Annotated in this window: 12 protein-coding genes; 7 read left to right on the forward strand and 5 right to left on the reverse strand. The window is 75.4% G+C overall.

Features of this window, described 5'->3' with window-relative positions:
* The first annotated feature begins 12 nt into the window (after positions 1–12).
* The 3 genes from V6U79_RS23170 to V6U79_RS23180 all read left to right on the forward strand — a co-directional run bounded on the left by V6U79_RS23170 (position 13) and on the right by V6U79_RS23180 (position 2,995).
* Positions 13–1,437: an acyl-CoA carboxylase subunit beta gene (locus tag V6U79_RS23170; RefSeq protein ID WP_334528664.1), complete on the forward strand. Its 1,425-nt coding sequence runs from the start codon at positions 13–15 to the stop codon at positions 1,435–1,437.
* Between the two features lie 92 nt (positions 1,438–1,529).
* The gene (locus V6U79_RS23175) at positions 1,530–2,240 is read left to right on the forward strand and encodes a class I SAM-dependent methyltransferase (protein WP_334615801.1); all 711 of its coding nucleotides are present in this window, start codon (positions 1,530–1,532) and stop codon (positions 2,238–2,240) included.
* Positions 2,241–2,374: 134 nt separating this feature from the next.
* Entirely contained in the window at positions 2,375–2,995 is a 621-nt protein-coding gene (locus tag V6U79_RS23180) for a lipoprotein (RefSeq protein ID WP_334615802.1), read from the forward strand.
* Positions 2,996–3,007: 12 nt separating this feature from the next.
* Here V6U79_RS23180 and V6U79_RS23185 read toward each other — a convergent pair whose 3' ends face one another.
* The 4 genes from V6U79_RS23185 to V6U79_RS23200 all read right to left on the reverse strand — a co-directional run bounded on the left by V6U79_RS23185 (position 3,008) and on the right by V6U79_RS23200 (position 8,706).
* On the reverse strand, positions 3,008–5,287 hold the full coding sequence (locus tag V6U79_RS23185; protein WP_334615803.1) for a hypothetical protein: 2,280 nt from the start codon (positions 5,285–5,287) through the stop codon (positions 3,008–3,010).
* Positions 5,284–6,297, reverse strand: coding sequence for a glycosyltransferase family 2 protein (locus tag V6U79_RS23190; protein ID WP_334528676.1), 1,014 nt, complete (start codon positions 6,295–6,297; stop codon positions 5,284–5,286). The genes V6U79_RS23185 and V6U79_RS23190 overlap by 4 nt, the downstream gene beginning before the upstream one ends.
* 92 nt (positions 6,298–6,389) lie before the next feature.
* Positions 6,390–8,129, reverse strand: coding sequence for a glycoside hydrolase family 3 protein (locus tag V6U79_RS23195; protein WP_334615804.1), 1,740 nt, complete (start codon positions 8,127–8,129; stop codon positions 6,390–6,392).
* A gap of 85 nt (positions 8,130–8,214) precedes the next feature.
* The gene (locus V6U79_RS23200; RefSeq protein WP_334615805.1) at positions 8,215–8,706 is read right to left on the reverse strand and encodes a DUF3145 domain-containing protein; all 492 of its coding nucleotides are present in this window, start codon (positions 8,704–8,706) and stop codon (positions 8,215–8,217) included.
* A gap of 315 nt (positions 8,707–9,021) precedes the next feature.
* Here V6U79_RS23200 and V6U79_RS23205 point away from each other — a divergent pair, with 315 nt between their 5' ends.
* Positions 9,022–9,351: a hypothetical protein gene (locus V6U79_RS23205; RefSeq protein WP_334528684.1), complete on the forward strand. Its 330-nt coding sequence runs from the start codon at positions 9,022–9,024 to the stop codon at positions 9,349–9,351.
* A 192-nt stretch (positions 9,352–9,543) separates the two neighbouring features.
* Here V6U79_RS23205 and V6U79_RS23210 read toward each other — a convergent pair whose 3' ends face one another.
* Positions 9,544–10,170 carry a carbonic anhydrase gene (locus tag V6U79_RS23210; protein WP_334615806.1) on the reverse strand — a complete coding sequence of 209 codons (627 nt, stop codon included), beginning with the start codon at positions 10,168–10,170 and terminating at the stop codon, positions 9,544–9,546.
* Between the two features lie 148 nt (positions 10,171–10,318).
* Here V6U79_RS23210 and V6U79_RS23215 point away from each other — a divergent pair, with 148 nt between their 5' ends.
* The 3 genes from V6U79_RS23215 (at position 10,319) to V6U79_RS23225 (ending at position 14,494) form a co-directional block, all read left to right on the forward strand.
* The gene (locus V6U79_RS23215; RefSeq protein ID WP_334615807.1) at positions 10,319–11,242 is read left to right on the forward strand and encodes an alpha/beta fold hydrolase; all 924 of its coding nucleotides are present in this window, start codon (positions 10,319–10,321) and stop codon (positions 11,240–11,242) included.
* Between the two features lie 133 nt (positions 11,243–11,375).
* Positions 11,376–13,490 carry a HelD family protein gene (locus tag V6U79_RS23220; RefSeq protein WP_334615808.1) on the forward strand — a complete coding sequence of 705 codons (2,115 nt, stop codon included), beginning with the start codon at positions 11,376–11,378 and terminating at the stop codon, positions 13,488–13,490.
* Between the two features lie 86 nt (positions 13,491–13,576).
* Positions 13,577–14,494 (forward strand): cation diffusion facilitator family transporter, encoded by a 918-nt coding sequence (locus V6U79_RS23225; RefSeq protein ID WP_334528695.1) that lies wholly within the window; start codon positions 13,577–13,579, stop codon positions 14,492–14,494.
* Positions 14,495–14,594 lie beyond the last annotated feature (100 nt).

Consider the following 14,594-nt stretch of genomic DNA (forward strand, 5'->3'; position numbering starts at 1 on the left):
TTGGAGGCTCACGTGACCACCACCGCCGTCAGCGCGGACACCACCACCGTGGACTACCGAGATCCGGAGCTGCGGCTCCGGGCCCTCTTCGACACCGGCTCGCTGCGCCTGCTGGCGCCGCGGGACACCTCCGGGGTGCTCTGGGCCCGCGGCGAGATCGACGGGACCCCGGCGATCGCGTACGCCACCGACGCCACGAAGATGGGCGGCGCGATGGGCACCGAGGGGTGCCGGCACATCGTCGACGCGATCGACACCGCCGTCCGGGAGCGGGTGCCGGTGCTCGGCCTCTGGCACTCCGGCGGGGCCCGGCTGGCCGAGGGCGTGGTCGCGCTCGACGCCGTCGGGCAGGTCTTCGCCGCCATGGTGCGGGCCTCCGGCCGGGTGCCGCAGATCTCCGTGGTGCTCGGCCCGGCGGCCGGCGGTGCCGCGTACGGGCCGGCGCTGACCGACATCGTGGTGATGAGCGGCGCCGGGCGGATCTTCGTGACCGGACCCGAGGTGGTCCGCAGCGTCACCGGTGAGCAGGTCGACATGGAGCGCCTCGGCGGCCCCGAGCCGCACGGCCGGCGCTCCGGCGTGGTCCACGTGACCTGCGCCGACGACGAGGCGGCGATGACCGAGTCGCGCAAGCTCGCCGCGCTCCTCGGCCGCCAGGGCCGGCTCTCCCCCGACGACGTGCCCGCCGGCGTCGACGACGGGCACGACCTGACCGCGAAGATGCCGGCCGAGACCAACCGGGCGTACGACGTGAAGCCGGTGGTCAAGGCGCTGCTCGACGCCCCCGGCGTGGAGTTGCACGCCAAGTGGGCGCCGAACGTCGTCACCACGCTCGGCCGGTTCGCCGGGCGGACGGTCGGCGTGATCGCCAACAACCCGCTGCGCCTGGGTGGCTGCCTCGACGCGTCCAGCGCCGAGAAGGCGGCCCGGTTCGTGCGGATGTGCGACTCCCTCGGGGTGCCGCTGATCGTGCTGGTCGACGTCCCCGGCTACCTGCCCGGTCTGGGCCAGGAGTGGGACGGCGTGGTCCGGCGCGGGGCGAAGCTGCTGCACGCCTTCGCCGAGGCGGTGGTGCCGCGGGTGACGCTGGTGACCCGCAAGGCGTACGGCGGGGCGTACATCGCGATGAACTCCCGCTCGCTCGGCGCGACCGCGGTCTTCGCCTGGCCGAACGCGGAGGTCGCGGTGATGGGCGCCAGCGCGGCGGTCAACATCCTGCACCGCAAGAAGCTGGCCGCCGCCCCGGCGGAGCAGCGCGAGACGTTGCGCGCCCAGCTGATCGAGGAGCAGACCCGGGTCGCCGGCGGCGTCAACCGGGCGCTGGAGATCGGCGTGGTGGACGACGTGATCAAGCCGGAGGAGACCCGGCGGCGGATCGCCCAGGCGCTCGCCGGCGCCCCGGCCGCCCGCGGCGCACACGGCAACATCCCGCTGTAGGGCAGATGCGGAAGGGCCTCCTGGCAACGCCTCGCGCGTGGCAGGGGGCCCTTCCTCTAGGGTGAGGGCGCCCAACCCGCGAGGAGTACGCCGTGGAAGCGACCGAGATCCGCAAGCTCGCCGCGCTCGAGGACACCCACTGGTGGTACCGGGAGCGGCGGACGCTGCTCGGCCGGGCGCTGCGCCGGCTGGCCGCCACCGGGGTGCGCCCGGAGCGGGCGCTGGACATCGGCGCGGCCGGCGGCGGGAACACCCGGGTGCTGCGGGCGCACGGCTGGCGGCCGCTGGCCCTGGAGTACAGCGCGGAGGGCGCCGGGGTGGCCCGCGAACGCGGGCTGGACGTGATCCGGGCCGACGCGCGGTACCTGCCCGTCCCCTCGGCCAGCCTGGGCCTGGTGGTGGCCTTCGACATCCTCGAACACGTCGACGAGGACCACCTGGCGGCCGCGGAGATCCGCCGGACGCTGCGCCCCGGCGGCACGGCGCTGATCGCGGTCCCCTGCGACATGGCGCTCTGGTCGGCGCACGACGTGGCGGTGGGGCACGTCCGCCGCTACGACCGGGGGTCGCTGCGGGCGGTGGTGGAGAAGGCCGGCCTGGTGGTGGACGAGCTGTGGAGCTGGAACGTGCTGCTCCGACCGGTGGCGGCCTGGCGGCGCCGGACGTCCACCGGCAGCGACCTGGACGAGCTGCACCCGGTGGTCAACCTCGGGCTGCGCACGATCGTCACCGCCGAGCGCTACCTGCCGGTGCGGTCCCTGCCCGGCGTCTCCCTGATGCTGCGCGCCCACCGTCCGGGCTGACTCCCGCCCCGCGCCACCGGGTCGGGCGGGCGACGAGCACCGGGCCGCGGGGGCACCACGACGCTTCCCCGCGTCGGCTAACATCTGCCGGCCGTCACCCCGACGGCCCGACCGACGACGGGGGACGTGGTCAGATGATCCGACGGGTGGCCCTACTGGCCGCGCTCACCCTCACCGTGACGGCCGGTTGCGCCGGGGACGGCAAGGAGCCCGCCGCCGCGCCGCCGCCGCCCGCCAGCCCGACCGCCGCGCCGACCGCCGCGGGGGCACCCTGGTACGACGACGTCGCCCCGGCCGAGGCCGGCACCACCGTCGGCGCCAGGAACAGCACCTGCCCGCTGCCGATCACCTTCTCGGTGCCGCCGAAGTGGAAGGTCGAGGCGGTGACGGTGCCGGACGCGCGGATCGGCAACGCCGTGATCCGCTGCGAGTTCGACGCGAAGCCCGCCGGCCACATCGGTTTCATGCGGGCCTGGCGGATCGAGGGGGCCGCCCCGACGCCACAGGCCACCATGGAGAGGTTCCTGGAGGCGTACGGCACCGTGCGGGAGCCGCGGTTCCGCCGGCTCAAGGCCGGTTCGTTGGACGCCTTCGAGGCGGCCTGGACCGGCGACGACGCGCCCGGTCGCGCCATCCTGGTCGACAGCCGCTCCGGCCCGGTCCTGCTGACCCTCGGCGCGATCGACGACGAGGAGTTCGAGGCGATGTTCCCGGCGTACCAGCTGGCGAAGGGGACCGCCGAGCTGTCCGAGTGAGGAGAGCGGTCCTCAGCGCAGCCGGTAGACCGCCGTCCGGGAGTTGGCGTACCGCAGGTCGGCCAGCTCGGCCAGGTCCGGGGACTCCGGGGCGACCTGCCGGTCCACGACCAGCCACCGCACCCCGTACCGGTCGCGCAGCTCGGCCAGGCCGGCGGCGGTGGGGGCGGTGAACGCGGCGTCGTTGGCCCGCAGCCGCTCGGCGTCCCAGAACGGGGCGTACGGGCCGCCGGGCAGGCCGACCATGCGGGGCGCGAACGCCCAGCCCTCGACCAGCACCGACCGTTGGCTGTACCCGCTGAGCCAGAACGAGCGGGCGTCACACCAGCCGCTCACCACCGCCCGGCAGTGCGCGTTGGTGGCGACCACGTCGTCCGGCGCGCTGTGCGCGTACACGTAGCGGGCCGCCGCCACCCGGGAGGCCGGCATCCGCTCCACCGGGTACGCGCCGCCGTTCGGGTACGTGCGGGCCTGCGCGGCGTCCAGCACCAGACCCGGCGCCCCGGCCGCCAGCACCCCGGTGAGCAGCACCGCACCGCCCCGGCCGGCCAGCCCGGGCCAGCGGTCGACCAGCCCCGGCCAGAGCAGCGCCACCAGCACGGCCAGCACCAGCAGGGCCGCCGCCCAGCAGAGCAGCGGCAGCACCGGGGCGTACGACCGGCCGGGCGGCACGGTCGCCGGGAAGCCCAGCTGGACGGCGGTGAGCAGCACCGCGAAGGCGGCCGTACCCGCCCCGAGCAGCGCGGCGGCGCGGCGGCTCAGCGCCGCCCGCGCCAGCAGCTCGACGTACCCCCAGGCCGACAGGAGCACGCCGAACGCGAAGCCGGCCCGGGTGAAGTACTGGTTGCTGCTGCCGGGGTGACCGACCAGCAGGTAGATCGCCGGGCCGGCGAGCGCCCCGCCGAGCAGGAAGACCTGCGCCGGTTCGAGCCGCCCCCGGCGCAGCCGCAGCAGCGCCACCACCCCGGCCAGCCGGAGCTGGAGGTTGAGCAGGAAGGCCACCAGGACCGCGGCCCAGAGCAGCCCGGTCACCGGGGCGGAGTTCTGTTCGCCCACGTACGGGCGCAGTCCGGAGAAGAGGTCGACGGTGACCCCGTGGCTCTCGAAGGCGAAGAGCACCGCGGTGGCGAAGACCTGCGCCGCGACGGTCAGGCCGACCGCGGCGAGCACCGCCCGGGGCAGCCGCCGCCGGACCACCAGCGTCACCGCGGCGGTGAGGGCGAGCGCGGCCAGCACGACCGGGACGGAGCTGGCCTTGGCGCCGGTGGAGGCGGCCAGGAAGAGCGCCGCAAGCACCCAGGCGCCCCGGCCGACCGGTGGCACCGTCGACCCCCGGGCCCGGCCGACGAGCTCGGCCAGCACGGCGATCAGCGGAAACAGCAGCACCCAGCTGTACGTCATCGACGGGCTGCCCCAGACGATGAAGGTGGCCTGGGTGCCGAAGAGCTGCCGGACGCCGTTCTCGAAGCCGAACTCGCCGACGGTGAACAGCAGCGCGGCGGCGGCCACCCCGGCGTACGGCCGGCCGGTGATCCGCCAGCCCACCACCGCGGTCAGCGTGGCGGCGAGCGCGCAGAGCGCCGGCACCCCCAGCCGGAAGAAGACGGTGGGCAGGTCCACCCCGCTGGCCAGGCTGGCCGCGGCGAGGTGGGCGAAGCCGAACCAGTGGTAGTGCAACGGCTCGCCGGCCACCTGCGGCACGTCCAGCGGCACCTGGTGGGTGGCCGCGCCGGCGAGCGAGAGCTGGAACGCCAGGTCGATGTACTGGGCCTGCCCCTCGTCGGCGGGGAGCACCGGGTTGACCTTGAGGAACGACTCGTACAGGTAGAGCGTGAAGCCGGCGACCACCCCGGCGAGCGACCAGGCCCAGCCGGCGGGCACCGGGGTCAGGTCGCCGGCCCGCCAGTGCCGGCGCAGCCGGGGCACCAGGGCGAACGGCAGCAGCACCGCGAGGGGCCAGAGCCACAGCCGGTCGGGCACCCCGGCGGCGGTGAAGACCGCCCAGCCGACCAGCTCCAGCACCAGGCCGACGGCGGCGCCCATGGCCAGCTCCTCGGCCAGGGTGTGCGGCCGGCGGCGCAGCGCCCGCCAGACCAGCGTGCCGGGCAGCACCACGGCCAGCGCCGCGTACCCGGTGTAGCGGAGCAGGTCGAGCGCGGGCGTGCCGGCGGCGAGCAGGGTGACCGCGACGAAGGCGTACCCGGCCAGGGCCGGGGCGTAGCGCCGCGCGGCCCGGCGGCGACGCGGCGCGGCGGTGGACGGGGCGGCGTCCCCGGTGGCGAGGGTGGTCACCGCAGGCTGTCGGCCAGCTCGACCACGTCCTCGGCGGCGCGGGGGGCCGGGCCCGCGGGGCCGGTGGCCGGGTCCACGGCGCTGTCGGTGGCGACGAAGTACGCCGGCCGCCCCTGCACCGCCGTGTAGATCCGGGCCACGTACTCGCCGAGCAGGCCGAGGCAGAGCAGCTGCACCGCGCCGAGGAAGAGGATCGCGACGTAGAGCGAGGGCCACCCGGTCACCGTGGCGCCGGCCAGCCAGGCGAGCACGGCCACCACCACGAGCACCCCGCAGACCACCACCCCGGCCAGCCCGAGCCAGGTGGCGAAGCGCAGCGGGGCGGCGGAGAAGCTGGTGACGCTCTCGGCGGCCAGCCCGGCCATCCGGGACAGCGGGTACTTGGTCCGCCCGGCGGCCCGCTCCTGCCGCCGGTACGCGACCTCGCCGCTGGGAAAGCCGAGCCAGGGCACCACCAGCCGCAGCACCGGGCTGCGCTCGGGCAGCTCCCGCAGCGCCTCCACCGCCGCCCGGCTGAGCAGCCGGAAGTCCCCGGCCTGGGCGGGCACCTGCTTGCCGACCAGCCGGCGCATCAGCCGGTAGTAGCCGGCCGCGGTCCACCGCTTGAACCGGGTGTCCCGGCTGCGGTCGGCCCGGACGCCGTACACGATGTCCAGGTCGTCGGCGCGGGCCCGGCGCAGCATCTCGACGATCGTCTCGGGTGGGTCCTGGAGGTCGGCGTCGATGCTGACCACGTACCGGCCGTGGGCGCGGAGCAGCCCGGCGATCAGGGCCGCCTGGTGGCCGCTGTTGCGGCGCAGCCGCAGCACCCGCAGCTGTGGCCAACCGGCGCGCAGGGCGGTCAGCCCGGCCGGGGTGCCGTCGGTGCTGCCGTCGTCGACCGCCACCACCTCGTACGCCTCGCCGAGACCGTCGAGGACGGCGCGCAGCCGCCGGGCGAGCAGCGGCAGCACGCTCTCCTCGTTGAACATCGGCACGACCACGGACAAGGTGGGCTCCGGTGTGGTCACGGTGCTCCTCCCTCCCGTCGTTCCGGCGGCGGACCACCGCACGCTATCAGCCGCGGCGGTCCCGGCCGGGCCCCCGCGACCGCGCCGGGCCGTCAGCGGCCGCAGCTGCTGGCGGGCAGGCCGGGCACCGGGACCGGGGAGCGTCCGACCGGCCGCGCCTTGCCGGCGAGCACCCGGGCGAGCGCGGTCATCGAGGCCCGGCCGGAGGAGTAGGTGGCGAGCAGGGTCGGCGACTTCGCCTTGCCCAGCACGTACGGGGTGTCCATGGCGACCGTCACCGCCGCGTCCCCGGCCAGGTCACCGGCGTCGTCGCCGTAGCCGACGAGGTGGACCTTCGTCCCACCGTCGGGCACCACCTTCACCCCCGTCGCGGTCAGCGCCGCGGTCAGCGAGGCGCGGGTGTGGTCGCGTCCGGCGGAGGTGGTGACGGTGACCGGGCCCTTCACCCGGGCGTCGCAGCCGCCGCGCAGGGCGGTCACCGCGGCGGCGGCCAGCTCGTCGACGGCCGCGCGGTGCGCGGGGCTGTTGAGCGTGGACAGCGCCGGGGCGGGGCGGTCGGCCAGTTGGAACTTCATGGTCAGCACCCGGGTGACCGCCTCGACCAGCCGGGTGCGGGGCAGCGAGCCGTCGCGCAGCGCGCCGAGCAGCCCGTCGTACGCCTGGCCGACGTGCGGCGGCATGAGGATCAGGTCGTTGCCGGCCAGCAGCGCCTTCACCGCGGCCTCCCCCGGCGGGAAGCGCTTCGCCGGCGGCATGTTCATCCCGTCGGTGATCACCACGCCCTTGAACCCGAGCTGGCCGCGGAGCACGTCGGTGAGGAGCTTGCGGGAGAAGGTGGCCGGGGTGCCCGGGTCGACCGCCGTGACGTCGAGGTGCGCGGACATCACCGCCATCGCGCCGGCGTCGATGCCGGCGGTGAACGGCGGCAGCGCGGTCCGGTCGAGCTCGGTGCGGGGCTGGGCGACCACCGGCACGTCCTCGTGGGAGTCGGTCTCGCTCATCCCGTGTCCGGGGAAGTGCTTGACGGTGGCCGCCACCCCGGCGCTCTGCAGGCCGCGGACCGCGCCGGCGACCTGGGCGGAGGCCCGCTTCGGGTCGGCGCCGAAGGAGCGGGAGCCGATCACGGTGCTGCGGGTGGCGAGCACGTCGGCCACCGGGGCCAGGTCCAGGTTGATCCCCATCGCGGCCAGTTCGGTGCCGGCGGCCCGCCAGGCGGCCTGGGTGAGGGCCGGGTCGCCGGCGGCGCCGGCGGCGAGCGCGCTGGGCAGCAGGGTCACCCCGTCGGTGATCCGGGTCACCACCCCGTACTCCTGGTCCGTGCTCACCAGGAACGGGGCCCGGCCGGCGGGGAGTTCGGCGGCGGCCGCGCGCAGCCCGGTGGTCAGCTCCCGGACCTGCCGGGGGTTGTCGACATTGGTGGTCTCCTGGTTGCCGGAGGTCGGGTCGTCGGCGCTGAAGCCGACCAGGATGAGCCCACCGAGGCGGTACTTCGCGATCATCTCGGCGGGGGTGTCGACCCCGGCGAGGGCCCGGTTGCCGGCGGCGGAGCCGGGCGGGACCGCGGTGGCGGCGCTGCCGTACGCGTAGGGCATCAGCACCTGGCCGACGAGGTCCTCGTCGGTGAGCGTGCCGACCAGCGCCGCCGCCCGGGCGGCCGGGTCACCCGCGGGCTCCGCCGCCGGGCTCGCGACGGCCGAGGCGGACGCGGAGGCGGAGGGGCTCGGCGCGGGACGCGGCCGGTCCGGCTCGCCGGCGCAGGCGGAGGTGAGCAGCGCGGTCAGGGCGGCGACGGCGACGCCGGCGCGTCGCGGGGAAATCGACACGCGGCCCATCAAACCCGTTGCCGACTTATCGGGGCAACCCGGCCCGCGGGTGGGCCCGGCCGGGAACGCCAATCCCACGGCGGCGGCGGGGCGCTCAGCCCACCCGGGTGAGCAGCGTCACGGGCGCGCCGTCCCCGGCGTACCGGTACGGCTCCAGCTCGGCGTCCCAGGCGGTGCCGAGCGCCTTGTCCAGCGCGTGCGCGAGCGCCTCGGGCGCGCGGGCGGACGCCATGATGCTGCGCAACCGGTCCTCGCCGAGCTGGATGTCGCCGGCCGCGCCGACGGTGGCCCGGAACAGCCCCCGCCCCGGCACGTACATGAAGCGCTCACCGTCGGCGCCCGGACTGGGCTCCTCGGTGACCTCGAAACGGATCATGGGCCACTGCCGGAGGGCAGCAGCCAGCTCGGCGCCCGTCCCCGGGCGACCGGTCCACCCGCACTCGGCCCGGCGGACGCCGGGATCGACGGGCTGGGCCGTCCAGTGCAGGTTGACCGGCGCGGCGAGGACGCGCGCGATCGCCCACTCGACGTGTGAGCACACGGCGAGCGGGGTCGAGTGGACGTATACGACGCCACGCGTTGGCACGGTGACCTCCCGGAGAGCGAGGTGCGTCTTCCCCTACGACCTCGACCAGCCGGGTGGCTTCTGCAACACATGATGACTCCTGTGACGGATGGTGCGCCAGGGAATCGGGAAATTCGCCGACCGGAATAGCCGTACCGGTGAACCTGGTTGTGCTCCCCGGACAGCACGATGACCAGCCAGGCATCGTGGTCGTGTACAGTTTCCTGGGCGGTTCTGCGCCGCCGTACATCTTCGCGGGCCGAGGCTCAACCGGGCGTCACCCGCACAAGCCCCCGGACGTTCCCGTCCTCCCGTACGTCTTCAAGGAGTACCTCCGTGGCGAGCAACACCTCTAAGACCGCGCGCGCGTCAGTCCGGGCCGGCCAGGCTGGCCAGGGTGGCGCCCTCAGCGTGCTGGGCGAGTTCAAGTACCTCATCCCGCTCAACGGCGGCAAGCACGCCTACGTGCGGAACCTGACCAACGGCAAGACCGCGCACCTGCGCACCGACTCCGAGGCCTTCGTCGAGGAGATCCGGGTGCTGGCCGCCGCCGGCCACGCCGCCAAGATCCGCGCCGAGATCAACAACCTCGCCGCGACCCACCCGGGCGACGGCTGGGACAAGACCGAGAAGCGTCTCGTCGAGGCCGGCGTCTTCGAGGGCTGAGCGCCCTTCCCCCAGCAACACCTCGGAACCGCCCGTCGGGTCATCCCGGCGGGCGGTTCCGCGTTTTCGAGCCCGGCCCGGCCGGGCCGGGCTCGATCGACACCTTTTTGCGGCGGGTCGGGGTGTCCTGGCGGTGGGACACCGCGACCCGCCGCATCTCGCGTGGATCTTCACCGGGCCGGGACCGCCCGGTCAGCGGTCGAGCAGGGCGACCTCGCCGGTGGCCAGGTCGTAGAGGGCGCCGACCACGTCCACCCGGCCCTCGGCGACCGGCCCGCTGAGCAGCTCGTCGGCGCGCAGGGCGGCCACCGTGCGCCGTACGTGCCGGCGGACCGCCATCGGGTGCGCCCGCGGGTCGTCGGCCCCGACCTCGGTCACCGCCGGCGCGATCTGGTCCACCAGGTACGCCAGCGCGCCGCCGGGCCGCTCTCCGCTGCGCAGGGTGTCGATGGCCGAGGCGACCGCACCGCAGCGCTCGTGCCCGAGCACCATCACCAGCGGGACGCCGAGCTGGCCCACCACGAACTCGATGGAGCCGTGGACGGCCCGGTCGAGCACGTGCGCCCCGGTGCGGATCACGCAGATCGACCCGAACGTCTGGTCGAAGATCGCCTCCAGCGGCACCCTCGAGTCGATGCAGCCGAGCACCACCGCGTAGGGCTGCTGGTCGCCGGAGGCGACCGCCGCGGCGGCGGTGACGTCGTGGCCGTGCACCGGCCGGCCGCTGACGAAGCGGCGGTTCCCGGCGAGCAGCTCCACCAGGGCGGAGCGGGGCGTGCGCCGGCCCCCGCCGGCCGACGTTCCGTGCGGCGACGACATGTCTCCCAGCCTGGTCACCGATCCGGCCGCGCGCGGGCGGGTTGCGAATCTTCTCACCACCACGGTTGGCGTGATGTCATGACGGGTAGCCCGTGTTACCGCCGGGTACTGCCCGGGACGAGGTGACCGGGCGGCCGGGGAGGTGGCGATGTCAAAGCAACTGGAGGTGCGTCTTCCCGACGGGGTGAGCCTGCACGTCGAGGCGACCGGGCCGGCGGACGCCCAGGTCACCGCGATCCTGCTGCACGGCTGGACGCTGGACGGGCGGGCCTGGCACCGGCAGCTGGCCGGGCTGCGGGAGCACTTCGGCGACAGCGTCCGGGTGGTCACCTACGACGCCCGCGGCCACGGCCGGTCCAGCTGCATGGCGCTGCGCACCGCCACCCTGGCCCAGCTCGGCGACGACCTGGCCGCGGTGGTGGACGAGGTCGCCCCCGCCGGCCCGGTGGTGCTGGTGGGGCACTCGATGGGCGGGATGACGGTGATGGAGTACGCCCACCGCCACCCGGAGCACTTCGCCGCCCGTACCGCCGGGCTGGTCTTCGTCTCGACCACTGCGGAGGGGCACACGCACACCGCCTACGGGTTGTCCCCGCGCATCGCCCGGCTGATCCGGCTCGCCGAGACCACCGGCGCCGGGGTGCTGGCCCGGTGCGGCTCCTGGCGCCCGCCGCGGGCGCTGTTGCGCGCGCTCCGGCCGAGCATCCGCTGGATGCTCTTCGGCGACCGCTGCGAACCGAGCGACATCCGGCTGGTCACCTCGGCGGTGGCCCGGGCCTCGCTGCGTTCGATCGGCGGGTTCCGCGCCTCGATCGGCGACCAGCACCGGCTGGCGACGCTGGCCGCGCTGGCCCACCTGCCGGCGGCGGCGCTGGTCGGCGACCGGGACCGGCTCACCCCGCCGCCGTGCGCGGAGTCGATCGCGGCCGCCCTGCCGGCGACCGAGCTGACCGTCTGCCCCGGCGCCGGGCACATGCTGATGATGGAACGGCCGGACGAGGTGACCGGCGCGCTCGCCGGGGTGCTGCGCCGGGTCCTGGCCGACGTCCCGGAGGCCGCACCCGCCGCCTGAGCGGCGCCGGGCGGGGTGTCCGACGTCGCGGGACGCGGCATGGCCCCGACATGGGGCGGGACCGTGCCCGTACCCTCATTCCGCCCGACGCGCGCCCGCGTCCGGGCGACCCCGTCCCACAGGAGCCCGTACGGTGACCGACCAGACCACCCTGGAGCAGGAGATCGCCGCCGAGCAGCGGCATCTCGACCGGGTGTACGCCCGCCTCGCCGAACTGCGTCGCTCGGCCGCCCGCGCGGAGCGGGACGGCTACCGCCAGGCCCGGGTCGGCAACTTCGGCGCGCTGGTCGAACGGGACGCCATGGTCTTCCACGCCGCCCGGCGCCGGCACGTCCTGGACGCCGAGCACGAGGGGCTGGTCTTCGGCCGGCTCGACCTGCGCGACCGGCAGGTGCTGCACGTCGGGCGGCTCGGGGTGCGCGGCGAGGACGCCGAGACCCTGGTGGTCGACTGGCGCGCCCCGGCGGCCGCCGCGTTCTACCAGGCCACCCCGGCCGAGCCGCTGGGCGTGGTCCGCCGGCGCACGATCAGCTCCTCGGCCGAGAAGGTGACCCGGATCGAGGACGACCTGCTGGACCCGGGGGCGGCGCCGCCGGACATGGCGGTGGTGGGCGACGGCGGGCTGCTGGCCACCCTGTCCCGGGCCACCGGCCGGGGCATGCGGGACATCGTGGCGACCATCCAGCGGGAGCAGGACGAGGCGATCCGCTCCCCCGGCTCGGGGGTCACGATCGTCTCCGGCGGCCCGGGCACCGGCAAGACCGCGGTCGCCCTGCACCGGGCGGCGTACCTGCTCTACTCCGACCGCAGCCGGTACGCCGGCGGCGGCATCCTGGTGGTCGGCCCGTCCTCGGTCTTCGTGGAGTACATCGCGTCGGTGCTCCCGTCGCTCGGAGAGGAGACCGCCACCCTGCACTCCCTGGGTTCGCTCTTCCCGGGCATGTCGACGACCCGGACCGATCCGCCGGAGGTGGCGGCGGTGAAGGGCTCGCTGCGGATGCGCCGGGTGCTGGAGCGGGCGGTCCGCGACGCCGTGCCGGACGGGCCCGACGAGCTGCGCCTGCTCTACCGGGGGCAGCTGCTGCGGTTGGAGCGGCGGGAGCTGGACGGCATCCGGGACCGGGCGCTGTCCCGGGGCGGCCGCCGCAACGAGGTGCGCCGGGTCGGCTTCGACGGGGTGTTCGGGGCGCTCTGGGCCCAGGCCCGGCGGCTGAACATCGGCCGGCTGCCCGAGCAGCGCGCCTTCGAGGACGAGATCGTCGACCGGCCGGAGTTCCGGGAGTTCCTGAAGGCGTGGTGGCCGCGGCTGCACCCGCGGCACGTGCTGGACTGGCTGGCCCGGCCGGAGCGGCTGCGCCGGTACGCCGGCGGCATCCTCTCCCGGGCGGAGATCGCGCTGCTGGACGGGGCGTACCGGACGCTGGGCACCGAGGGGCTGACGGTGGCCGACATCGCCCTGCTGGACGAGCTGGACGCGCTGCTGGGCAAGCCGATGAAGCCGGCGAGGCAGAAGCGGGACCCGTTCCAGCTGGCCGGCGGGGTACGCGAGCTGAGCACCTTCGCCGACCGGCAGCGCGCGGCCCGGGCCGCGGCGCGGGAGCGCCCGGAGGACTACCGGGACTTCGCGCACGTGGTGGTCGACGAGGCGCAGGACGTGTCGCCGATGCAGTGGCGCATGATCGGCCGGCGGGGGCGGCTGGCGTCGTGGACGGTGGTGGGCGACCCGGCGCAGACGGCGTGGACGGGTGACCCGCAGGAGTTGGACCGGGCCCGGGACCAGGCGCTGGGGCGGCGTCGGCGGCACCGGTTCAGCCTCACCACCAACTACCGCAACTCGGCGGAGATCTTCGCGGTGGCGGCGGCGGAGATCCGCCGGCTGCACCCGGATCTGGAGCTGCCGACCGCGGTCCGCTCGACCGGCGTGGAGCCGGTGGAGCGGACGGTGCCGGCGGCCGAGCTGCCGGCGGCGACCGTCGAGGCGGTGGACACGCTGCTCGCGGAGGTGGAGGGCACGGTCGGGGTGATCACGCCGGTGCCGCGTCGGGACGAGGTGGCCGGCTGGCTGGGCGACCGCGGCTCCCGGCTCCAGGTGGTGACCAGCCTCCAGGCCAAGGGCATGGAGTACGACGGCGTCGTGCTGGTCCGTCCGGGCGAGATCCGGGCCGATCCGGGTTCGGGGGTACGGACGCTCTACGTGGCGCTCTCCCGGGCCACCCAGCGGCTCACCACGATCGACGTCGCCGGCTGACCGGCGGCGGTTCGGGGCTTACTTGCACACATAGCGATGTGAGCATAGATTGGTCCGAGGCCCTGGCGGCGACGGAAGGTGTGGGCGTGGGCGCAGGTCATGACCACCACCACGGGTCGGTCGCGAACGCCGCGCACCGCCACCGGGGCCGACTCTGGGCGGCCTTCGCGCTGCTCGCCGCCCTCATGGTGGTCGAGGCGGTCGCCGCGTTCGGCACCGGTTCGCTGGCCCTGCTCTCCGACGCCGGGCACATGTTCACCGACGTGCTCGGCATCGGCATGGCCCTGGCGGCGATCACCGCGACCCGGCGGGCCGACCGCGACCCGCAACGCACCTTCGGGCTCTACCGGCTGGAGGTGCTCGCCGCGCTGGCCAACGCGGTGCTGCTCAGCGGCGTCGCGATCTACGTGCTGGTCGAGGCGGTCCGCCGGTTCGGCGACCCGCACGAGGTGCTCACCGGCCCGATGCTGGCGGTCGCGGTGCTCGGCCTGCTGGCCAACGTGGCTGCGTTCGCCCTGCTGCGCGCGGGGGCGCAGGAGAGCATCAACCTGCGCGGGGCGTACCTGGAGGTGATCGGCGACCTGCTCGGCTCACTCGGCGTGATCGGGGCCGCGCTGCTGATCGGCGGCACCGGCTGGTGGTGGGTGGACCCGGCGGTGGCGGTGGCGATCGGCCTGTTCATCCTCCCCCGCACCTGGCGGCTCGGGCGGGCGGCGGTCCGCATCCTCGTGCAGGCCGCCCCGGAACACCTCCAGGTGACCGCCGTGCACGACCGGCTGGCCGCCGTCCCCGGCGTGGCCGAGGTGCACGACCTGCACGTCTGGACCCTGACCTCCGGCATGGACGTCGCCTCCGCGCACCTCACCATGACCCCCGGCGCCGAGGTGGGCACCGTGCTCGCCGCCGCCCGCAGCGCCCTGCATGAGGACTTCCGGATCGACCACGCCACCCTCCAGATCGAGCCCGGCGCCGCGCCCGGCGCGTGCGGCCCATCGCACTGGTAGTGCGTCCGCGCCCAAAAAATTGGGCGTTGAATGCCGGATTAGGCCACCTTTAACAGCAATCTCAGCAGTACCGTGAGTCACGAAGCGGGCGGGTGTCACA

Origin of the sequence: Micromonospora psammae, assembly GCF_036902725.1 — a bacterium.
Lineage (GTDB): Bacteria > Actinomycetota > Actinomycetes > Mycobacteriales > Micromonosporaceae > Micromonospora.

Coding starts and splice junctions, on each gene's coding strand:
- V6U79_RS23180 (WP_334615802.1), top strand. CDS start 2,375: ATGATCCGACGGGTGGCCCTACTGGCCGCGCTCACCCTCACCGTGACG.
- V6U79_RS23195 (WP_334615804.1), bottom strand. CDS start 8,129: ATGGGCCGCGTGTCGATTTCCCCGCGACGCGCCGGCGTCGCCGTCGCC.
- V6U79_RS23210 (WP_334615806.1), bottom strand. CDS start 10,170: ATGTCGTCGCCGCACGGAACGTCGGCCGGCGGGGGCCGGCGCACGCCC.
- V6U79_RS23215 (WP_334615807.1), top strand. CDS start 10,319: ATGTCAAAGCAACTGGAGGTGCGTCTTCCCGACGGGGTGAGCCTGCAC.